Consider the following 20,298-nt stretch of genomic DNA (forward strand, 5'->3'; position numbering starts at 1 on the left):
CTCAATCAATCGTTATTGCGTTCGCACCTGCGCGAATTGACGAGGCAGGCGGCGTAGTCGGGATCGTGCTTGAGCAGGAACATCGCGCGTGCCGCGACCGCCGTGTCCGCGAAATCGCTGAACAGCCCGTCGACGCCGGCTTCGTAGAACGCGAGGTATTCATTGACCGCGTTGCCGCCGAAGCTGCCGGTCAGGCGCTTCTGTTCGCTGCGGAAGGTGTACGGATGGACCAGCAGTCCCAGCCGATGCGCATTGGCAATCACGTTGGTGGGGGGCAGCAGCACGCGGTCGCGCTCGTCGATGACGCCGTCGCCGGTCACGTCGGCGCACGCCCCGGCCTGCACGGACTTGCACGCGCTCGAAATCAAGTACGGCTTCCACGGGCCGATGCCGTCCGCATAGCCCTTCACTTCCTGCAGGCCGCGCGGCGTCAGCAGATCGCTGAAGAGGCCGTCGCGGTTCGACACCACCCAATCGTAGGGTTTGTCGTAGGGCTTGCTGAGGTCCAGCGTGCCGTCGGGCTTGACGTCGTTGGCGTCCACCAGCTGGATCAGGCGCACGCTCGTCTTGCTGCGCAGGTAGCGAAGGTTGGCGGTCTCGAAGGACTGGATGAAGACAGGGGCGTTGCGCTGGTTCCAGCCGGCCGCGCTCAGCACGTTCAGCAGCCTGTCCTCCAGGGGCAGGCCGATGCTCTGGTGGTAGGTGGGATGCTTGGTTTCGGGATAGATCCCGATTCGCCGCCCCTCTTCGCGGGACTTGCGCTTGGCCAGGTCGATCACCTCGGCCAGCGTCGGGATCTGGAACTTGCCATTGAACGACTGGTCGCGCTCCGCGAAGGACTGCACGGCGCGCAGCTGCTTGATCTCGGCCAGCGTGAAATCGCTGGCGAAGAAGCCGTCGGTCGCGACACCATCGAGCATGACCGTGCGCCGGCGGTTGGCAAACTGCGGCAGGTCCTTGACGTTGGTGGTGTCGATCAGGTTGGGCTCGTGCCGGGCGATCAGGTGGCCGTCCTTGGTGGCGACCAGGTCGGGCTCGATGTAGTCGGCGCCCAGCGAGATGCCGAGCGCGTAGGCCTCCAGCGTGTGCTCGGGCAGGTAGCCGTTGGCGCCGCCGCGATGGCCGATCACGAGCGGCGCATTGTCGGCGCGGCGCCTTGCGTTCTCCTCGTGCGCGTTGGCCGGGCCCGCGGCGGCGAGCAGCAGGCCCAGGCCGAAGAACGCATTGCAGATCTTTTTCAGGGTGTGCATGGATGTCTCCTCGCTGGTGTGCGGACGGACCTTAGGCGGCGTGCATGACAGGCCGGTGAATTCTCAGGGCTTTCGGTCCAGGGCTGCCCGCAACATCGTTGCAAGCTGTTGCGCACGTATCGCGGAGCCGATGTTGGTGAAGCCGATCAGCAGCCCCGCATCGCGGAAGCTTGCCGTGCCCCGCACGGACAGCGGCTGGCAGTTCAGGCCGGCACGCTGCGCCCGGCGGGCCAGCGTCTCATCGCTGTCTCGCCGCCGGTCGAAGCGCGCGATCAGGTGCATGCCGCCGCCCAGCAGGTCGATGCGCACGTCCTCGCCGAAGACCTTCAGCAGTGCGGCCGCGAGCATCTGGCGGCGGCGCGCGTAGAGCAGCCGCATCTTCTTGAGGTGGCGCGAGAAGTGGCCTTCGCGGATGAAGTCGGCCACCACCGCCTGCGTGAGCTGCGGACATCCGTTGGACCCTGTCCGCGCGGCCTCGCCGAAGGCGCCGCGCAGCGCATCGGGCACCACCACGTAGCCCAGCGCCAAGCCGGGGTACAGCACTTTCGAGAAGCTGCCGGCGTAGAGCACCCGGTCGTGGCGGTCGAGGCTCTTGAGCGCGGGCAGCGGCGGGCCGGCGTAGCGGTATTCGCCGTCGTAGTCGTCCTCGACGATCCAGGCCTTTGCCTGCCAGGCCCAGTCGAGCAGCTGCAGCCGGCGCGCGAGCGACATCGAGACACCGAGCGGCGCCTGGTGCGAGGGCGTGACGATGGCCATCTTCGCCTTCGCTGCCTTGCGCATGCCGTGCGCAACGACCAGGCCTTCTTCATCCACCGCCACGGGCACCGTGCGCTGGCCGGCGCTGCGCAGCACTTCCTGCGTCGGCGGATAGCCCGGGTCTTCCACCCACACGCGGTCGTCCCTTGCGAGCAGTGCGTGCGAGATGAGCGCGAGCGATGCGCGGTAGCCGCCGGTCACGAAGACCTGCGACGGATGGCACGCGACGCCGCGCGACACCCGCAGGTAGGCGGCAATGGCCGTGCGCAGCGACGGACGGCCCGCGGGATCGCCATAGAACATGTCGGCCGCGGCCGTTGCCCTGGCACGGCGCGACACCAGGCGCGCCCAGAGCTTGCGCGGGAAGGCATCGAGCGCGGGAATGCCCAGCTGCAAAGGCGGTGGCGGCGCGGGTTCGGCGAGTTCCTGCTCCACGGTCCGCGCCTCGGCCGGCCGGGGGGCGCGGCGCGCCGACCGTGGGGAAGGCAGCGAGGGCGAGACCACCGTGCCCGCCTGGCCCTGCGGTGAAAAATAGCCTTCGCCCGCGAGCTGGTTGTAGGCCGCCTCGACGGTGCCGCGCGCCACGCCCAGCTCGCTGGCCAGGCTGCGCGCCGAGGCCACGCGATCGCCCGGGCGCAGCAGGCCCTGCTCGATGGCCGTGCGGAAGCGCTCGTAGATCTGCCGGTGCAGCGGCGTGGACGTTGCGCGGTCGATCGCGAGGAGGGCGGCGGAAGATTTCTTCTCTTGAATCATGGCCCATTCATTTTGACGAATCTTGGCTCTTTGGAATGGGTCATCGAAAACCTAAGCTTCGCACGGCCAGTAGAAAAGGACGTGCGATGAGCGAGAAGATATTCGTGGCGGGTGCGGCCGGTGCCATCGGCAGCGCACTCGTGCCCTTGTTGCTCGACGCGGGTTACGCCGTGTACGGCAGCACGCGGCGCCCCGAGCGCGCGCATGCGCTGGAGGCGCGCGGCGCGGTGCCCGTCGTCGTCGACGTGTTCGAGGCGCCAGCGCTGCGCGCGGCGCTGAGGCGCATAGCACCAGCGAGCGTGATCCACCAGCTCACCGACCTGCCGCCGGACCTCGATCCCAGGCTGATGGCCGATGCGGCCCATCGCAATGCGCGCGTGCGAGACGAGGGCACGCGCAACCTCGTGGCCGCGGCGGTGGCGGCCGGCAGCCGCCGGCTGGTGGCGCAGAGCATCGCCTGGCTCTATGCGTCCGGCGCGACCCCGCACGTCGAGGAAGATCCGCTCGATCTCGCGGCCGAAGGCACGCGCGGCGTCAGCGTGGCCGGCGTGGCGGCGCTGGAGCGCAGTGTGCTGGGCACGGCGGGCCTCACGGGCACGGTGCTGCGCTACGGGCAGTTCTACGGTCCAGGCACGTCGAGCGCCGAGCCCAGGGGCGCGTGCCCGGTCCATGTGGAGGCTGCGGCCTGGGCCGCGGTGCTGGCGCTGCGGCATGCGCAGGGCGGTGTCTTCAACATTGCCGAGCACAACCCCGAAGTCAGCAGCGAGAAGGCCAGGCGCGAGCTGGGCTGGAGTGCGTCGCTGCGGCTGCGCCAGAGGGTTGCATCGTGAATGCGGCGAGGCTTCATCGCGGCCCGCTCGGCGCGGGCATTGCGGCGCTCTCCCTGGTGCTGGCCGCCGGCTGGGCGCTGATGCCGCACGGCAACCGGCAGGAGGCGGCGCAATGGTTCGCCGATGTGTGCAGCAGCGTGGCGCGGCCCATGTTCTCGTCGGCCCCGGCGCCCGCGGGTTCGGGTGCCGATGCGAGGCCCGCGACCTCGGTCAAGGTGCTCTCGTGCGAGGCGCTGCCGAACGTGCCGGGCAAGTCGGTGACCACCGTGCTCGTCGACTTTCCGCCGCTGGCCTATTCGCCGGCGCACCGGCATCCGGGCTCGGTGACCGCGATCATTCTGGAAGGCACCATCCGCTCGCAGCTCGGCGGCGCTCCGGTGGGCACCTACAGGAGCGGCGAGACCTTCTTCGAGCCGCCGCGCACGCTGCATCTCTTTGCGGAGAACCCCGATCCGGTGCGCCCCGCAAAGCTGGTGGCAGTGTTCGTTGCCGACGAGAACTGCGGTCCGCTGGTGCTGCCGCCGGATGCCGATTGAGCGGGGCGCATCGAGGTGCCAGCGGCGTCAGATGTCCCTCGCCGTTCCGAAGCCGGGCAGCGTCCGAAGCGCCGCCGTCATCGACTTTGCGGCCAGCGCCGGTACGTCCGCGGGGTCCACCCACCTGAACTGGTCCACCTCGGGCGTCATCACGCCTGAAGCGTGGTGAGGAAAGAAGCTCGTGCACTTGCAGGCCGCAATGTCGCAGTCGCGCGTGTGCACGAAGGCGCGGAACAGGTGCAGGTCCTTGCCGGGACGGTACGGCATGCGCCCGAGCTCTTCCATCGAATCTGCGGCCAGCTCGATGCCCGTCTCTTCCCGGACTTCGCGGATGGCTGCTTCGCGCGCGGACTCGCCGGCTTCTCCGCCGCCCTTGGGGATGTCCCAGTGCTTCTGGCCCGTCGCGTGCGCCATGAGAAGCTGGCCTTGCTCGTTGACGATGAGCACGCCGTAGGAGATGGTTTTCATGGTCGAACGATTGTCGCCAGGCGGAGGCGGCCGCGCCATCTCCGCCGCGCCCGCGCGGACAGCGGCACGATCGCTTATGCTGGACCGATCTTCCAGACGAGGTAAGCGCTTGGACAGCCGCATCATCGTGTCGCTCGACTTCGCCGCCGCTGCATCGGCCACGGGCCTCGTGCGGCAACTGGGCGCCGAAGCGACGTTCTACAAGGTCGGCCTGCAGTTGCTGACAGCGGCCGGGCCTTCGATCGTGCGCGAGCTCGTGGAGGGCGGCAAGCATGTTTTTCTGGACCTCAAGCTGCTGGAGATTCCGAGTTCGGTCGCCGCGGCCGTCACCGCGGCGGGGCAGATCGGCGCCTCGATGGTGACGGTCCATGCCTCGGGCGGCTCGGCGGTGCTTCGGTCTGCGGTCGAGGCCGCGCGCCGCTTTCCCCACCTGAAGGTACTCGCGCTCACCGTCATCACCAGCATGGACGACGAAGCCCTGCACGAAGTGGGCGTCGGCTCGACGGTGACCGAGCAGGTGCTGCGCCTTGCACGGCTTGCCGCGGACTCGGGATGCCACGGCGTCGTCGCCTCGCCGCTGGAGGCACGGCTGCTTCGCGAGACCCTGCCGCCGGGCATGCTGATCGTCACGCCCGGCATACAGCTGGCCGGCGACTCGAAGAGCGACCATGCGCGCTTCACCACGGTGGCGCAGGCCGTCGGCGCCGGCGCGACGCACGTGGTCATCGGCCGTCCGATATCACGCGCTTCGAATCCTGTGGATGCCCTCGCCGCCATGCGCGCGGAGCTGTCGGCGGTGCGCTGAATGGAGCGCGGCTCGACGTGATCAGGCCGCCTGCCGCCACGCCGCAAGTCCCGCCGTTCGCGCCCGCACCTGCGGCGTCGCCAGGCAGGTGGTGACGGCCTCGTAGCCCGGCGCGCCGGGGCAGGGTGCGACCAGGCTCGGCGGGCTGTGGTTCGCGGGGCACAGGATGATCGCCTCGTCCGGCCCGACGGCCGCCAGGTCGAGGATCGCGCAGGAGCGCGTGAGCATGAAGATCGGCCGCGCGTGGGGGCCGCGGCGGCGCAGCCGGGCGATCAGCGCCTCCTGGGTGGCCTGGTCCAGCTCGTGTTCGATCAGGTCCACGACCACGGCATGGGGCCCTTCCGCTTCCAGCCCGGCCAGAAGTGCAATCAGCGCGTCCGATGGCGTCGCACCGTCCTCCACGAGCCAGGCCAGCGCGCGCTCGACCCGAGGCTCGGGCGCAGCGGCACCGCCCTCCGCCCGCCGGTCCAGCCCGAGCCAGGCCGCGTTGGGCAGTGCCTCGGCAATGCGCTGCGCCAGCCGGGTCTTGCCGCTGCCGAGCGGGCCGACGATGTAGTTGAGCGGCCGGATCTCGCGAAGCTCGAAGCGCTCCCCGCCCCAGGGCCATGGCAGGTCGAAGGCAAGGCGGACTTCGCAGGCGGGTGCCAGCAGGCCCGTGAGTTCGCCGATGGTCGGTGTCCGGCCTTGCGCAATGCCGCTTCGCAAGCCGCGGACCTTCTCGACGGTGTGCGCGAGCTGGCGAAGCTGCGCTTCCAGCGCCGTCTGGTGCGCGGCCAACGCCTGCTCCAGGCCTTCAGGATTGCCCGCGAGCACCCGTGCCACCTGGGCCAGGCTGAAGCCGAGCGCGCGCAGCGCGACAATCTCGCCTGCGCGCGTCATCTCGGCCGGGCCGTAGGTCCGCCATCCCGCCGCGGTCCGGCCGGGCTCGACCAGGCCGCGCTGCTCGTACAGCCGCAGGGCCTTGGCCGAGACGCCGAGCCGTCTCGCTGCTTCGGAGGGATTCAGGTGCGGGGCGGAAGATCGCATGAAGTGTTCCTTACGGTGGATCTTCCCCTTTTAGAGGATGCCCCTGGGGCCGGGTCAAGCCCGAATGCCGAAAAGGCGCGGTCGCCGCCTCAAAGCCCGCCCTGGCACAGGTATTTGGTGTGCATGTAGTCGTCGAGCCCGTGCACCGAGCCTTCGCGCCCGTAGCCCGATTCCTTCACGCCGCCGAAGGGCGCGGCCTCGGCGGCCAGTGCACCTTCGTTGATGCCGACGATGCCGGATTCGAGCGCCTCGGCCACGCGCCAGATGCGCCGCACGTCGGTCGAGTAGAAGTAGGCGGCCAGGCCGAAGGGCGTGTCGTTGGCGGCGGCGATCACCTCGGCCTCGGTGTCGAAGCGCGTGACCGGCACCACGGGTCCGAAAGTCTCTTCGCAGCTGCAATCCATGCCCGCATCGGCGTTCACGAGCACGGTCGGCGCGTAGTAATTGGGGCCGTCGCAGCGCGCCGAGCGCAGCCGCTCGCCGCCGACCACGATGCGCGCGCCCCGGGCCACGGCGTCGCGCACGTGGCGCTCGATCTTGTCGACCGCGCGCGCGTTGATCATCGGGCCGATCTGCGAGTCGGGCTCGGTGGCCGGGCCGACCTTCAGCGCGCCGACGCGCGCGGCCAGCTTGTCGACGAAGGCGTCGTGCACCCGGGCCTGCACGAACACGCGGTTCGGGCACACGCAAGTCTGCCCGCCGTTGCGGAACTTGGCGGCCATCAGGCCTTCCACCGCGGCATCGATGTCGGCATCCTCGAACACGATGAACGGTGCATTGCCGCCGAGCTCGAGCGACAGTTTCTTGAGCGTGTCGGCCGAGGCGCGCGCCAGGTGCTTGCCGACAGGCGTGGAGCCGGTGAAGCTGATCTTGCGCACCCGCGCATCGGCCAGCCACACGTCGACCACCTCGGGCGTGCGTTCGCGCGAGGCCGTGACGATGTTGAGCACGCCCGCGGGCACGCCGGCCTCCTGCGCGAGCCTGACGAGCGCGAGCGAGGTCAGCGGCGTGTCCTCGGCCGGCTTGCACACCACGGTGCAGCCTGCGGCCAGCGCGGGCGCGATCTTGCGCGCGATCATCGCGGCCGGAAAGTTCCACGGCGTGATCGCGGCAACCACGCCTACGGGCTCCTTCAGCGCGAGCATGCGGCGGCCGGTCACGGGGGCCGGAATCACGTCGCCGTTGGCGCGCGTGGCCTCTTCGCCGAACCATTCGACATAGCTGGCCGCGTAGGCCACTTCGCCGCGGCCTTCGGCCAGTGGTTTGCCCTGTTCGCGCGAAATGAGGCGGCCCAGGTCCTCCTGGTGCGCGAGCATCAGGTCGTTCCAGCGCTTGAGGATCTGCGCGCGCTGCTTCGCCGGCACGGCGCGCCAGGCGGGGAAGGCGGCATGCGCGGCGTTCACTGCGGCGCGCGCGTCGGCGGCGGTGCCGTCGGGCACGCTCGCGAAGACGCCGTCGGTGGCGGGATCGGTCACCTCGAGGCGGCGGCCGTCGCTGGCTTCGCGCCAGTCGGCGCCGATGAGCTGTTGGCCGGGCATCAGGTCCTGGCGTTCAAGTGTCAGTGTCATGGTCGAAAAGGTCCTGGATGAATGGGGAGGTCAGGCGGCCGCCACGCGTTCGGCAATGGCCACTCCAATGTCGGTGGTCGAGGCCGTGCCGCCCAGGTCGCGCGTGCGCGGCCCGTCGCGCAGCACCGCTTCGATCGCGCCGAGGATGGCATCGTGCGCGGCCCGGCCCGCGCCTTGTCCCTGCGTGAGGAAGTCCAGCATCAGCGCGCCCGACCAGATCATCGCGATCGGGTTGGCGATGTTCTGGCCGTAGATGTCGGGCGCCGAACCGTGCACCGGCTCGAACAGCGAGGGAAACTTGCGCTCGGGGTTGAGGTTGGCCGAGGGCGCGAGGCCGATGGTGCCGGTGGTGGCCGGGCCGAGGTCGGAGAGGATGTCGCCGAACAGGTTGCTCGCCACCACCACGTCGAAGCGCTGGGGCTGCAGCACGAAGCGCGCCGACAGGATGTCGATGTGCTGCTTGTCGACGGTCACCTCGGGGTGGTCGCGGCCGATGGCGTCGGCGCGGCTGTCCCACCAGGGCATGCTGATCGCGATGCCGTTGCTCTTGGTGGCCACCGTGAGGTGCTTGCGCTTGCGCGACCGGGCGAGTTCGTAGGCGTACCTGAGCACGCGGTCGGTGCCGTGGCGCGAGAACACCGACTCCTGGATCACGATCTCGCGCTCGGTGCCCTCGTACATCACGCCGCCGAGCGAGGTGTATTCGCCCTCGGTGTTTTCGCGCACCACCAGGTAGTCGATGTCGCCGGGCTTGCGGCCGGCCAGCGGGCAGGGCACGCCTTCGAACAGGCGCACCGGGCGCAGGTTGATGTACTGGTCGAACTCGCGGCGGAACTTGAGCAGCGATCCCCAGAGCGAGACGTGGTCGGGCACGGTGGCGGGCCAGCCGACGGCACCGAAATAGATTGCGTCGACGCCCTGGAGCTGCTCCTTCCAGTCGTCCGGCATCATCTGGCCGTGCTCGGCGTGGTAGTCGCAGCTGGCCCAGGCGATGGTGCGGCAGTCGAGCTCGAAGCCGAAGCGCTCCGCGGCGGCCAGCACCACGCGCAGGCCCTCGGGCATCACTTCCTTGCCGATGCCGTCGCCGGCGATCAGCGCGATGCGGAACGTGGGGGTCATTTCGGTTTTCTTCATGCGGCTGCCGCAGCCTTGCGGTCCATGTCGTCGAGCCAGCCCTGGCGCAGCTCGGGCACGGAGCGGGCGAGCAGCTGGTAGTAGGGGTGGTGCGGCCCGCGCTCGTAGTCGGCGCGCGCCACCTGCGAGAGCTTGCGGCCGTGCTGCATCACCACGATCTCGTCGCACACCGAGCGCACCGTGTGCAGGTCGTGGCTGATGAAGAGATAGGACACGCCGAGCTCGCGCCGCAGCTCGGCCATGAGGTCGAGCACCGCCGCGGCCACCACGGTGTCCAGCGCCGAGGTCACCTCGTCGCAGAGGATCAGGTCGGGCTCGGCCGCCAGCGCGCGCGCCAGGTTCACGCGCTGCTTCTGCCCGCCCGAGAGTCCGCCGGGCAGGCGGTCGGCCACGGTGTGCGGCAGCTTCACCAGGTCGAGCAGTTCATGGATGCGCCGCTTGAGCGGCTCGCCGCGCAAGCCCTTGTAGAACTGCAACGGCCGTGCCAGGATGCGCCAGATGGTCTGCGAGGGGTTCAAGGCCGTGTCGGCCATCTGGAACACGATCTGTATGCGGCGCAGCTCCTCGGGGCTGCGCTGCTGCAGCGTGGGCTTGAGCGCATGACCATCGAACATGACGCTGCCGTGGCAGGGCTTGAGCAGGCCGGCAACGGCGCGCGCCAGCGTGGTCTTGCCCGAGCCCGATTCGCCGATCACGCCAATGGCCTGGCCGCGGTAGAGCTTGAGGTTGATGTCCTCGAGGATGATCTTGGCCGGCTGGCCCTTCGCGTCCACCGCGCCATAGCCGCACGACAGCTCCTGCACATCGAGCAGCAGTTCGGAATCGCCCGAGGCCTGGCCCGACGCGCGCACCGCGGGCCGCGCGGCCGCGAGCAGGCACTTCGTGTAGTCGTCGGCGGGCGCCGAGAGGATCTGCTCGGTGGCGTTGATCTCGCTCATCCTGCCGTTGCGCAGCACCAGGATGTGGTCCGCCATCTGGGCCACCACGGCCAGGTCGTGGCTCACGTACACCGCGGTGGCGCGGCGCTCGCGCACCACGCGGCGGAAGGCGCGCAGCACCTCGATCTGCGTGGTCACGTCGAGCGCGGTGGTGGGCTCGTCGAGGATCACGAGCTCGGGATCGCCGATCAGCGCCATGGCGGCCATCAGCCGCTGCAGCTGGCCGCCGGAGACCTGGTGCGGATAGCGCGCGCCGATGGTTTCAGGATCGGGCAGCGCCAGCTCGCGGAACAGTTGCACCGCCTTGGCCTCGGCCTCGGACCGCTTGCACAGGCCGTGGATGACGGTGGGCTCGACCACCTGGTCCATGATCGTGCGCGAGGGGTTGAACGACGCGGCCGCGCTCTGCGCGATGTAGGAGACCGTGCGGCCGCGCAGCGAGCGCTGCCGCGCCGCATCGAGCGCCAGCACGTCGGTGTCGCCGATCTGCACCCGGCCCGCCGAGATGCGGCAGCCGTGGCGTGCATAGGCCATCAGCGCGAGCGCGGTGGTGGTCTTGCCGGAGCCGGATTCGCCGATCAGCGCCAGCACTTCGCCGGGCTGCACCGAGAAGCTCAGGTTGTCGACCAGCGTGTTCTCGCCGGCGCAGATGCTCAGGCCCTGGACAGTGAGTGGTGCGCCCATCAGCGTGCTCCTCGTTCTCTTGCCGAACGGCCGGGCAGGTTGTCGATGACGAGATTGACCGCGATGGTCAGGCTCGCGATGGCCAGTGCCGGCACGATCACCGAGGCACCGCCCATGGCGAGCGCGCCGATGTTCTCGCGCACCAGGGAGCCCCAGTCGGCCGCCGGCGGCTGGATGCCCAGGCCCAGGAAGCTCAGGCTCGCCAGCAGCAGCACGGCATAGACGAAGCGCAGGCCCAGGTCGGCCAGCATCGGGCCCGCGATGTTGGGCAGGATCTCGCGCAGCATGATGTAGAGCGTGCCTTCGCCGCGCGTGCGAGCCACGGTCACGTAATCGAGCGCGTTGATGTTGACGGCCAGCGAGCGCGCGATGCGGTAGGCGCCCGGCACGTAGATGATGCCCGCCGTGACCACCAGCATCGGCACCGAGGAGCCGAAGCCCGCCACCATGATGAGCGCGAACATCTTGCTCGGGATCGCGGTCAGTGTGTCCAGGCCGCGGCTGAGCACCGCGTCGATCCAGCGGCCGCTGGCCGCGGCCAGCAGCGCCAGCACGGTGCCGGTGCCGCTGGCCAGCAGCGTGGCCAGCAATGCAACGCCGACGGTGTAGCGCGCGCCCTCGATGACGAGCGCGAGCATGTCGCGGCCGAGGTAGTCGGTGCCGAGCCAGTGCGCGGCACTGATCGGCGCGAAGACATTCGAAGTGCCCGCGGCCGCCGCGCTGTGCGAAAGCAGCCAGGGCCCGAGCAGCGCCGCGAGCACCCAGAACAGCAGCACCGCAAGGCCGAACAGGCCCGAGACGCCGAAGCCGGCGAGCCAGTGCAGCGGGCCGCCGCGGCGCTTCTGCGGCACCTGCGGCAGCAAGGCCGCAGCGCTCACGACCGTTGGAGAGGTGGAGGTTTCCATGAAGCTTCCTTCAGCGGTGCCGCAGCCGCGGGTTGGCAAGGATGCCGCAGATGTCGGCCGTCGTCACCAGGATCAGGTAGGCGCAGCAGAAGATCATGGCGCAGGTCTGAACCAGCGGCATGTCGCGCTGCGAGACAGCGTCGACCATCAGCTTGGCGATGCCGGGATAGTTGAAGATGGTCTCGACGATGATCACGCCGCCCAGCAGGTACGACAGGCTCAGCGCCACCGCGTTGGCGATCGGCCCCACCGCATTGGGCACCGCATGCGCGAGCACCATGCGCATCGGCGAGGCGCCCTTGAGCCGCACCATTTCGATGTAGGGCGCCTCGAGCTGGTCGATCACCGCGGCGCGCGTCATGCGCATCATCTGCGCCACGATCACGCAGCACAGCACCAGCACCGGCATGGCGAAGGCGCGCAGCAGCTGGCCCAGCGACTCGATGTCGTTGACGAAGGACAGCGCCGGCAGCCAGCGCAGCTGCACCGCGAACACCAGCACCGCCAGCGTCGCGACCAGGAACTCCGGCACCGACACCACGCCCACGGCCGCCGTCGACGCCGCGCGGTCGAACCATGAGCCGCGCCACACCGCCGAGGCAATGCCCAGCGCCAGCGCGATCGGCACCGAGAACAGCGCTGTGACCGCGGCCAGCAGCAGCGAGTTGGGCAGGCGGCTGGCGACCAGCTCGGACACCGGCATCTGCGTGGTCGCGGAGCGGCCGAGGTCGCCCTTCACCATGCCGAGCAGCCACTTGGCATAACGCGCGGGCGCCGGCACGTCCAGGCCCATCTGGGCGCGCAGCGCGGCCACCGCCTCGGGGGTGGCGTCCTGGCCGAGCTGCTCCTGCGCGGCATCGCCGGGCAGCACCGCGGTGATCGAGAACACGACCACCGAGACCGCCAGCAGCGACACGAGCGCCAGCGCGATGCGCTGGGCCAGAAGCTTCAGGATGACATGGTTCATGAAGGATCTTCCGATGCACGGATCAGGCTTCGAGCCAGACGTTCTCGGCGAAGTTGTAGCCCATGAGGCCGCCCAGCGGGATGGGCGACAGGCCCTTGAGCTTGGAGCTGTGGCCGTCGATGCTCGCGAGGAACAGCGGAATGCCGATGCCGGCGTCCTGGTGGATCATGGTCTGCATGTCGGCATACATCTGCTTGCGCTTGGCCAGGTCGGTCTCGGCGCGCGAGGCCACGAGCAGCTGGTCGAACTTCTCGCTCTTCCAGCGCGATTCGTTCCATGCCGCACCCGACTGGAAGAACTGCGTCAGCAGCACGTCGGCGCTCGGGCGCGGGTTGACGTTGCCGAAGCCCACATGGCTGTTGAGCCAGTGGTTCGACCAGTAGCCGTCGGCCGGCATGCGCTTGATGTCGAGCTCCAGCCCCGCCCGCTGGGCCGTCTGCTGCAGCAGCAGAGACATCTCCACCGAATAGAGCGCCGCGGGCGATGCCACCATCGGCACCTTGCCCGTGATGCCGGACTTCTGCAGGTGGAACTTCGCCTTGTCCAGGTCGAAGGGGCGCTGCGGCAGGCCGGCGAAGTAGAAGCGGTTGGTCGGGTCGATCGGCTGGTCGTTGCCGAGCACCGCGTAGTCCAGCGCAATGGTCTTCTTCATCTGTTCGCGGTCGAACAGGTGCTTCATGCCGAGCACGAAGTCCGGGTTGGCGCCGGGGCCCACGTCCTTGCGCATGATGAGGTCGGAGTACTGGCCCGACTGGGTCACGAAGATGCCGAAGCCGGGGGTTCCCTTCACGCGTTCCACCGAACGCGGGTTGACCGAGCCGACCAGGTCCATGCCGCCCGACAGCAGCGCGTTGACGCGCGCGCTCTCGTCGCCGATGCCCACGAACTCGATCTCGTCGAGGTAGGGCTTGCCGGGCTTCCAGTAGGCGTCGTTGCGCACCATCAGCGAGCGCACGCCGGGCTTGAATTCCTTGAGCTTGTAGGGGCCGGTGCCGATGCCGGCGTTGAAGTCGGTGGTGCCTTCCTTGACGATGTGGAAGTGGAAGGTGCCCAGGATCACGGGCAGGTCGGCGTTCGGCGCGCCGAGCACGAAGGTCACTTCGTTCGGACCGGTGGCCTTGGCGCTTTCGATCTGGTCGGCAAGGATCTTGGCCTTGGAGGCGGTGGCCGGGTCCTTGTGGCGCATCACCGAAAACACCACGTCGGCCGGCGCGAGCGCCTTCCCGTCGTGGAAGCTCACGCCCTTGCGCAAGGTGAAGACCCAGGTCTTGGCGTCCTTGGTGGTGAAGGATTCAGCCAGCGCAGGCTGCGGCGTGAGGCTGCCGTCCAGCGAGGTCAGGCCGTTGTAGATCATGTTGCAGCGCGAGTAGTCGGTCTGGTTCGACTGCTTGGCCGGATCGAGCGTGTCGGTGGCGGCGGCCGTGGCGCCCGCCACGCGCAGGCGCCCGCCCTTGCGCGGCGTCTGCGCATGGGCGCTCATCGCCACGCCCGCGAGGCTGCCCGCCAGGGTGGCCTGCATGCCGCCGGCCATCAGCATCGTGAGGATGTCGCGCCGCGATGCGCCGCGCTTGAGCGAATCCATCACGCGAAGGCTTTCGCCGGGACCGACGAGGTTCTCGAACCTCTTGTTGCTGCTGTCGCTCATGGTGGGGTACTCCTGTGGGGCCGGTGACTGATGAGGGTTGAAGAACAAACAAACACGGAACGAAAACGGTGCACTCGCGGGGCGCTCAGGCCAGCTTGTCCTTGAGCGAGTAGTAGAGGCCCATCGCGGGCAGGAACCAGGGCGGACCGAAGTGGCCGGGAATGGCGGGCCAGCCGCGGTCCCGCCAGGGGTTGGCGGCGGCGTCGCCGTCCATCACGGCGGCCATGCGCTCGCCCATGTGGACCGACATCTGCGTGCCGTGGCCGCTGTAGCCCATCGCGTAGTAGAGGCCGTCGCGCTCGCCGGCGTGGGGCAGGCGGTCCTGCGTCATGTCGACCAGTCCGCCCCAGCAATAATCGAGCCGCACGGCGCCGAGCTGCGGAAAGGTTTCGGCCAGCCCGGCACGCAGGATCTCGCCGCTCGCGGCATCGGCCTGCGGGCTGGAAACCGAGAAGCGTGCACGGCCGCCGAACACCAGCCGGTGGTCGGGCGTGAGCCGGAAGTAGTGGTGGATGTTGGCCACCGTCGTGTAGGTGCGCCGGGCCGCGAGCAGCGCCTGCGCGCGCTCCGCGCCGAGCGGCTCGGTGACGACGATGAAGCTGCCGATCGGAACGATGCGCCGGCGCAGCCAGCCGAAGCTGCCGTAGCCGCCATGGCGCGTGGCACCGGTGGCCAGCAGCACCTGCTGCGCGCTGACGATGCCGCCGGCGGTGTGCAGCCGGTGCGCATGGCCCTGGCCCAGGCGCTCGATGCGGCTCACCATGGTGCCGGTGTGGATCTGCGCGCCATGGCGCTGTGCGGCCTCCGCCAGGCCCTGGGCGAAGCGGCCCATGTGCATCTGGCCGCTGCGCTTGTAGAGCAGGCCGCCGTGGAAGCGCTCGCTCTGCACCTCGCTGCACACCTGTGCCGCGCCGAGGATCTCCACATCGGTGTCCACGCCGTCGCCGACCAGGCGCTCGGCGCTGCGTTCGAGCGCGGCCATCTGGTTGGCACGCGTGGCGAGCTTGAGCTTGCCGTGGCGCATGAAGTCGCAGTCGATGGCTTCGTCGCGCACCAGCCGCGCCACCGTGTCGACCGCGTCGTCGTAAGCACGGTACCAGGCGCGGGCCTTGTCGATGCCGACCTTGGCCGCCACGTCGGCATAGTCGACCGCCAGCCCGTTGTTCACGTGCCCGCCGTTGCGCCCCGAGGCCTCGGCCGCCACACGGTTGCCGGCTTCCAGCACCGCGACACGCGCGCCGCGCTTCGCCAGCGCCCGCGCCGCCGACAGGCCCGTGAAGCCGCCGCCGACGATCGCGACATCGACCTGCGCCGGCAGCTCGTGCGTCTGCGGCACGAACGCAGGTGCCGAATCGGTCCAGTAGGAGTCGAGCTTCATGGCGTGGGGCCTGTGCTGGATGAAAGAAAAGATCAGAGACCGACGACGCCGGGCAGGCCGCCGATGTCCTGGATCTCGGTGTAGCGGTAGGCCGGATTGCCCGGACCATGGCCGCGATTGACGAACACCTTGTTGACGATGCCGATGTCGTCGGCCGACATCAGGTCGTAGCGCAGGCTCGACGACACGTGCAGCACGTCTTCCGGGTTGCAGCCGAGCGAATCGAGCATGTATTCGAAGGCCTGCAGCCGCGGCTTGTAGGCCTGCGCCTGCTGTGCGGTATAGACGCGGTGAAACGGTGCGCCGAGCATCGCCACGTTCTTCTGGATCTGGTCGTCCGAGGCGTTCGACAGGATGACCAGCGGGATTTCCTTGGCCACCTTGGCGAGGCCCGCGGCCACGTCGTCGTGCGGGCCCCAGGTGGGCACGGCGTCGTAGTACTTCTGGCCGTCGCTGTCGAAGTACTGGATCTTCCATTTCCTGCACAGGCGCCGCACCGCGTTCTTCAGCACCACTTCGTAGGGCTGCCAGGCGCCCAGTACTTCGTCGAAGCGGTAGGCGGTGAAGTCGGCGACGAACTGATCCATCTGCTCTGGCCGGATGCGGTCGGCGAAGAGGTCGGTGGTCAGCTCCTTCATGCGGAACCGCGTGAGGGTGCCGTAGCAGTCGAAGGTCACGTACTTGGGACGGAAGGTCATGGTCTCGAATCCTCTGTGAAGGGTGGCAAATGCGACAAACTCATTACGAAGCGATTGCAGCACGCCATCGCTCGAGGTATGTAGGGAAAAACGGCGCCTGGCGAAACGAAGCTGCGGTTTGCGGGGGCGGCGACGGCATGCCGTGCGGTGTGCCCAGCGTGTGTGCGTCCATGCACCTGCGTGCGTCGCGGCAAAGTCGACGAGCACGCTTTTGAAGCTCAGCCTGGCTTCGAACAACCGGCGTTCCAGGTCGTTGCCGATGGGTGTTTCGCGGATGGAAGGCTTGCATGGCGGGGGGCGAGGAAAGTGGCGGTCGATCCTAGGCAGGGTGGCACAGCATTTGTGTGCGTATGCGGGCGCGCCGCCGCAGCGAATTGCGAAACAGGGGGGTGCTGCAACCGAAGCTTGCAAGTTGTGAAAGAGGCCCGTTTCGCTCTGGTGCGGCGCCGCAATGTCGTCCAAGATGGATGCGCCATTCCGCCGCAACAGAGAGTTTTCCCTATGCCTGAACCCACTTCGAACGCACCCGCCATGGATGGCGTGGTGCTCAGGCCGATGACGGCCGCCGACCTTCCACAAGCGCATGCGCTCTCGGCCGAACAGCGCTGGCCGCACCGTCCCGCAGACTGGGAGCAGGTGTTCCCGCATGCCGACGGCATTGCGGTGGAGCGCGACGGCCAGATCATTGCGACCGGCCTGCGCTGGCGCTGGGGCCAGCGCCACGCCACCATCGGCCTGGTGATCGTCACGCCCGCCTGCCAGGGCCGCCGCATCGGCCATCGCCTGATGAGCGCGCTGCTCGAGGGGCTTGAAGACCGCACGGTGCTCCTGCACGCCACCGCGGAAGGGCGGGGGCTTTATGAGCGGCTCGGTTTTGTGCGCGCCGGCGAGGTGCGCCAGCACCAGGGCATTGCGCAGCCGGCGCCGCTGGTCGCGCTGCAGCCGGGCTGGCGCCTGCGGCCGGCGGGTCTCAACGAGCTGCCCGCGCTGCAGGCGCTCGACGCGGCCGCGCGAGGCATGCCGCGCGATGCGCTGGTCGCCGAGCTGCTGCAAGGTGCCGATGCCTGCGTGGTGCTCGACCACGACAACGAGCCGAAGGGCTTCGCAATGCTGCGGCGCTTCGGGCGCGGCCATTCGATCGGCCCGGTGGTGGCGCCCGATGCCGAGGGCGCGAAGGCATTGATCGCGCATCTTGCCGGGCTGAACGCCGGCCACTTCACGCGCATCGACATCGATTTCGACAGCGGCCTGGCCGAATGGCTCGAGAGCATTGGCCTGCTGCGCGTGGATGCGCCGACGACGATGGTGCGCGGTGCGCCACTTGCTGTGGCGGTGCAGGGGCCGTCGCTGTTTGCTCTCGTGACTCAGGCTGTGGGCTAGGCCCGGACCATGAAGACCACCTTTCTCTACAAGTCAGACCCCGTACGCGGCCGCCAGTGGGCCGAAGTGTTCGGCCGCCACCGCCCCGACATCGACTTCCGCATCTGGCCCGAGGTTGGCGATCCGGCGCAGGTGCGCTTTCTCGCAGCCTGGGTGCCGCCGGAGGATCTTGCCGAGCGCTTTCCGAATCTCGAGGTGCTGTTCTCTTCGGGCGCGGGTGTCGACCAGTTCGACTTCGCGGCGCTGCCGCCCGGGTTGCCGGTGGTGCGCATGGTCGAGCCCGGCATCGTGCAGGGCATGGTTGAATACGTGACGCATGCCGTGCTCGGCCTGCACCGCGACATGCCGCAGTACCGGCGCCAGCAGCAGCAAGGCCAGTGGCAGCCGCTGCCGGTGCGCCCCGCAAGCGAGCGGCGCGTGGGTGTGCTGGGGCTCGGCTCGCTCGGCCAGGCTGTGCTCGCGCAGCTGGTCTCATTGGGCTTCGACTGCGCGGGATGGAGCCGCTCGCGGCATGAGGTCGATGGCGTGCAATGCCATGCGGGCAGCGACGAACTGCCTGCCTTTCTTGCGCGCACCGACATCCTTGTGTGCCTGCTGCCGCTCACCGATTCGACGCGCGGCTTTCTCGATGCAAGACTGTTCTCGATGCTGCCCATGGGCACGGGGCTGGTGCACGTGGGCCGCGGGCCGCACCTGGTCGAGGCCGACTTTCTGGCGGCGCTGGCCAGCGGGCGGGTCGGCGATGCGGTGCTCGACGTGACCGACCCCGAGCCGCTGCCGCCTGCGCATGCCTTCTGGCGCCATCCGCGCATTCAGCTCACGCCGCACATCGCGAGCATGACGCAGCCGCTGAGCGCCGCCGAAGCCGTGCTCCACAACCTGCGCCGCTTCGAAGCCGGCGAGCCGATGGCTGGACTGGTGGACCGCGCGCGGGGCTACTGAAGATGAAGAAGAGAAAGGGCCCGCCGCATGATGTGCCGTAGCGGGCCGCATAACCGCAGCCTGCTTCGCGCAGCACCCCCAAAGCAGCACCACGCCGTGCGGCACGCGGCCTAAGCTCAAGGCATCGAAAGCTTCCTTCGCTCTCGCTTCCATCGACACCGCCATGACGCATCCCACCGCATTGCCGCACCACGCCACGCTCGACGCCATCGACCGTGCCCACCTGATCCACCCCGTCTCGCCCTGGCGCACGCACGAGCAGCACGGCCCCACCGTGCTGGCCTCGGCCCGCGGCGTGTGGCTCACCGATGCGAACGGGCATGAACTGCTCGACGCCTTCGCGGGCCTGTGGTGCGTGAACGTGGGCTACGGCCAGGAGAGCGTGGTGCAGGCTGCGGCCGAGCAGATGCGGCGCCTGCCCTACGCGACCGGCTACTTCCATTTCAGCAGCGAGCCGGCCATCCGCCTTGCGGAAAAGCTGGTGCAGATCACGCCCGCATCGCTGACGCGCGTGTACATGACGCTCGGCGGCTCGGAGGCGGTCGATGCCGCCGTGCGCTTCATCGTGCAGTACTACAACGCCATCGGCAAGCCGTCGAAGAAACAGTTCATCGCACTGGAGCGCGGCTACCACGGCTCCTCGTCGACCGGCGCGGGCCTCACGGCCTTGCCCGCCTTCCATCGCGGCTTCGATCTGCCGCTGCCCACGCAGCACTACATCCCGTCGCCCAACCCGTACCGCCATGCGGACGGCGGCGACCCGCAGGCCCTGATCGCCGCATCGGTGGCCTCGCTGCGCGCCAAGGTGGCCGAGCTCGGCGCGGACAACGTGGCCGCCTTCTTCTGCGAGCCGATCCAGGGCTCGGGCGGCGTCATCGTGCCGCCCAAGGGCTGGCTCAAGGCCATGCGCGATGCCGCGCGCGAACTCGACATCCTCTTCGTCGTCGACGAGGTCATCACCGGCTTCGGCCGCACCGGCCCGATGTTCGCCTGCGAGGCCGAAGGCGTGGAGCCCGACCTGATGACCATGGCCAAGGGCCTGACCTCGGGCTACGTGCCGATGGGCGCGACGATGATGTCCGAGAAGGTCTACGCCGGCATCGCCGACGGCGCGCCCGCGGGCGTGCCGGTCGGCCACGGCGCCACCTATTCGGCCCACCCGGTGAGCGCCGCGGTCGCGCTCGAGGTGCTGCGGCTGTACGAAGAGGGCGGCGTGCTCGCCAATGGCCAGCGCGGCGCGGCGCACTTCGCGGCCGGGCTCGATGCGCTGCGCGCGCATCCACTGGTGGGCGATGCGCGCCACCGAGGCCTGCTGGGCGCATTGGAACTGGTGAGCGACAAACAGGGCAAGCGCGGCTTCGATCCGGCGCTGGGCCTCGCGGACCGCATCTTTGCCGCGGGCTACAGCAACGGCCTGGTTTTCCGGTCCTTCGGCGACCACATCCTGGGCTTTGCGCCGGCGCTGACCTTCACCGAGGACGAGTTCGCCCAGATGTTCGCGCGCCTGAAGAAGACGCTCGACGAGGTGCTGGATGCCGCCGACGTGCGCGCGGCCCTGGGGGCCTGAGCGGGCGGGAAAGCACTGCCCCGGGACCTCGCCGGCAAAGCAGAATCGGATCCTCTTTCGTTTTTTCA

Annotated in this window: 18 protein-coding genes; 6 read left to right on the top strand and 12 right to left on the bottom strand. The window is 69.1% G+C overall.

The features are described from left to right. Nucleotides 1–5: 5 nt before the first annotated feature. Together IB278_RS28115 and IB278_RS28120 are read right to left on the bottom strand one after the other, a co-directional pair. Entirely contained in the window at nt 6–1,250 is a 1,245-nt protein-coding gene (locus IB278_RS28115; RefSeq protein ID WP_192327021.1) for a glycerophosphodiester phosphodiesterase, read from the bottom strand. A gap of 63 nt (nt 1,251–1,313) precedes the next feature. After that, nucleotides 1,314–2,759, bottom strand: a complete 1,446-nt coding sequence (locus IB278_RS28120; protein ID WP_192327024.1) for a PLP-dependent aminotransferase family protein — start codon at nt 2,757–2,759, stop codon at nt 1,314–1,316. A gap of 86 nt (nt 2,760–2,845) precedes the next feature. Here IB278_RS28120 and IB278_RS28125 point away from each other — a divergent pair, with 86 nt between their 5' ends. Beyond that, nucleotides 2,846–3,589, top strand: coding sequence for an NAD-dependent epimerase/dehydratase family protein (locus IB278_RS28125; RefSeq protein WP_192327027.1), 744 nt, complete (start codon nt 2,846–2,848; stop codon nt 3,587–3,589). After that, nucleotides 3,586–4,125 carry a cupin domain-containing protein gene (locus tag IB278_RS28130; RefSeq protein WP_145744038.1) on the top strand — a complete coding sequence of 180 codons (540 nt, stop codon included), beginning with the start codon at nt 3,586–3,588 and terminating at the stop codon, nt 4,123–4,125. Before IB278_RS28125 ends, IB278_RS28130 begins: the two co-directional genes overlap by 4 nt. Before the next feature lie 27 nt (nt 4,126–4,152). On the opposite strand, the gene IB278_RS28135 is transcribed toward IB278_RS28130, so the two are convergent. Continuing rightward, entirely contained in the window at nt 4,153–4,593 is a 441-nt protein-coding gene (locus tag IB278_RS28135; RefSeq protein WP_145744040.1) for an NUDIX hydrolase, read from the bottom strand. A 109-nt stretch (nt 4,594–4,702) separates the two neighbouring features. Between IB278_RS28135 and pyrF the strand changes: the two genes are divergently transcribed. Continuing rightward, nucleotides 4,703–5,398: an orotidine-5'-phosphate decarboxylase gene (gene pyrF / locus IB278_RS28140; protein ID WP_145744042.1), complete on the top strand. Its 696-nt coding sequence runs from the start codon at nt 4,703–4,705 to the stop codon at nt 5,396–5,398. A 21-nt stretch (nt 5,399–5,419) separates the two neighbouring features. Here the strand turns inward: pyrF and IB278_RS28145 are convergent, their stop codons facing one another. From IB278_RS28145 to IB278_RS28185, 9 genes are all read right to left on the bottom strand, one after another. Next, complete coding sequence (locus IB278_RS28145) at nt 5,420–6,424, bottom strand: MerR family transcriptional regulator (protein WP_192327030.1); 1,005 nt, start codon at nt 6,422–6,424, stop codon at nt 5,420–5,422. 89 nt (nt 6,425–6,513) lie between these two features. Continuing rightward, a complete protein-coding gene (locus IB278_RS28150; RefSeq protein ID WP_145744046.1) occupies nt 6,514–7,992 on the bottom strand; it encodes an NAD-dependent succinate-semialdehyde dehydrogenase in 1,479 nt (492 codons plus the stop codon). Between the two features lie 30 nt (nt 7,993–8,022). Then, entirely contained in the window at nt 8,023–9,111 is a 1,089-nt protein-coding gene (locus IB278_RS28155) for a tartrate dehydrogenase (RefSeq protein WP_192327032.1), read from the bottom strand. A gap of 11 nt (nt 9,112–9,122) precedes the next feature. Then, on the bottom strand, nt 9,123–10,748 hold the full coding sequence (locus IB278_RS28160) for an ABC transporter ATP-binding protein (RefSeq protein WP_192327034.1): 1,626 nt from the start codon (nt 10,746–10,748) through the stop codon (nt 9,123–9,125). Continuing rightward, nucleotides 10,748–11,653 (bottom strand): ABC transporter permease, encoded by a 906-nt coding sequence (locus IB278_RS28165; RefSeq protein ID WP_145744052.1) that lies wholly within the window; start codon nt 11,651–11,653, stop codon nt 10,748–10,750. The genes IB278_RS28160 and IB278_RS28165 overlap by 1 nt, the downstream gene beginning before the upstream one ends. A gap of 10 nt (nt 11,654–11,663) precedes the next feature. Next, nucleotides 11,664–12,620, bottom strand: a complete 957-nt coding sequence (locus IB278_RS28170) for an ABC transporter permease (RefSeq protein WP_192327036.1) — start codon at nt 12,618–12,620, stop codon at nt 11,664–11,666. Nucleotides 12,621–12,642: 22 nt separating this feature from the next. Next, a complete protein-coding gene (locus IB278_RS28175) occupies nt 12,643–14,265 on the bottom strand; it encodes an ABC transporter substrate-binding protein (protein WP_192327038.1) in 1,623 nt (540 codons plus the stop codon). 85 nt (nt 14,266–14,350) lie between these two features. After that, nucleotides 14,351–15,643 carry an NAD(P)/FAD-dependent oxidoreductase gene (locus IB278_RS28180; RefSeq protein WP_192327040.1) on the bottom strand — a complete coding sequence of 431 codons (1,293 nt, stop codon included), beginning with the start codon at nt 15,641–15,643 and terminating at the stop codon, nt 14,351–14,353. A 32-nt stretch (nt 15,644–15,675) separates the two neighbouring features. Beyond that, nucleotides 15,676–16,341 carry a haloacid dehalogenase type II gene (locus IB278_RS28185; protein WP_145744060.1) on the bottom strand — a complete coding sequence of 222 codons (666 nt, stop codon included), beginning with the start codon at nt 16,339–16,341 and terminating at the stop codon, nt 15,676–15,678. Nucleotides 16,342–16,842: 501 nt separating this feature from the next. On the opposite strand from IB278_RS28185, the gene IB278_RS28190 reads away from it, so the two are divergent. The 3 genes from IB278_RS28190 (at nt 16,843) to IB278_RS28200 (ending at nt 20,230) form a co-directional block, all read left to right on the top strand. Continuing rightward, complete coding sequence (locus IB278_RS28190) at nt 16,843–17,721, top strand: GNAT family N-acetyltransferase (protein WP_192327042.1); 879 nt, start codon at nt 16,843–16,845, stop codon at nt 17,719–17,721. Between the two features lie 9 nt (nt 17,722–17,730). Further along, the gene (locus IB278_RS28195; protein WP_192327044.1) at nt 17,731–18,663 is read left to right on the top strand and encodes a 2-hydroxyacid dehydrogenase; all 933 of its coding nucleotides are present in this window, start codon (nt 17,731–17,733) and stop codon (nt 18,661–18,663) included. A gap of 163 nt (nt 18,664–18,826) precedes the next feature. Next, entirely contained in the window at nt 18,827–20,230 is a 1,404-nt protein-coding gene (locus IB278_RS28200; protein WP_192327047.1) for an aspartate aminotransferase family protein, read from the top strand. Nucleotides 20,231–20,298 lie beyond the last annotated feature (68 nt).

The organism is Variovorax sp. VRV01 (assembly GCF_014852545.1).
GTDB lineage: Bacteria > Pseudomonadota > Gammaproteobacteria > Burkholderiales > Burkholderiaceae_C > Variovorax > Variovorax beijingensis_A.

Excerpts from the sequence above, each read along its gene's own strand:
- IB278_RS28115 (WP_192327021.1), bottom strand. The coding sequence starts at position 1,250 with ATGCACACCCTGAAAAAGATCTGCAATGCGTTCTTCGGCCTGGGCCTG.
- IB278_RS28120 (WP_192327024.1), bottom strand. The coding sequence starts at position 2,759 with ATGATTCAAGAGAAGAAATCTTCCGCCGCCCTCCTCGCGATCGACCGC.
- IB278_RS28125 (WP_192327027.1), top strand. The coding sequence starts at position 2,846 with ATGAGCGAGAAGATATTCGTGGCGGGTGCGGCCGGTGCCATCGGCAGC.
- IB278_RS28135 (WP_145744040.1), bottom strand. The coding sequence starts at position 4,593 with ATGAAAACCATCTCCTACGGCGTGCTCATCGTCAACGAGCAAGGCCAG.
- IB278_RS28145 (WP_192327030.1), bottom strand. The coding sequence starts at position 6,424 with ATGCGATCTTCCGCCCCGCACCTGAATCCCTCCGAAGCAGCGAGACGG.
- IB278_RS28150 (WP_145744046.1), bottom strand. The coding sequence starts at position 7,992 with ATGACACTGACACTTGAACGCCAGGACCTGATGCCCGGCCAACAGCTC.
- IB278_RS28155 (WP_192327032.1), bottom strand. The coding sequence starts at position 9,111 with ATGACCCCCACGTTCCGCATCGCGCTGATCGCCGGCGACGGCATCGGC.
- IB278_RS28160 (WP_192327034.1), bottom strand. The coding sequence starts at position 10,748 with ATGGGCGCACCACTCACTGTCCAGGGCCTGAGCATCTGCGCCGGCGAG.
- IB278_RS28165 (WP_145744052.1), bottom strand. The coding sequence starts at position 11,653 with ATGGAAACCTCCACCTCTCCAACGGTCGTGAGCGCTGCGGCCTTGCTG.
- IB278_RS28170 (WP_192327036.1), bottom strand. The coding sequence starts at position 12,620 with ATGAACCATGTCATCCTGAAGCTTCTGGCCCAGCGCATCGCGCTGGCG.
- IB278_RS28175 (WP_192327038.1), bottom strand. The coding sequence starts at position 14,265 with ATGAGCGACAGCAGCAACAAGAGGTTCGAGAACCTCGTCGGTCCCGGC.
- IB278_RS28180 (WP_192327040.1), bottom strand. The coding sequence starts at position 15,643 with ATGAAGCTCGACTCCTACTGGACCGATTCGGCACCTGCGTTCGTGCCG.
- IB278_RS28185 (WP_145744060.1), bottom strand. The coding sequence starts at position 16,341 with ATGACCTTCCGTCCCAAGTACGTGACCTTCGACTGCTACGGCACCCTC.
- IB278_RS28190 (WP_192327042.1), top strand. The coding sequence starts at position 16,843 with ATGCCTGAACCCACTTCGAACGCACCCGCCATGGATGGCGTGGTGCTC.
- IB278_RS28195 (WP_192327044.1), top strand. The coding sequence starts at position 17,731 with ATGAAGACCACCTTTCTCTACAAGTCAGACCCCGTACGCGGCCGCCAG.
- IB278_RS28200 (WP_192327047.1), top strand. The coding sequence starts at position 18,827 with ATGACGCATCCCACCGCATTGCCGCACCACGCCACGCTCGACGCCATC.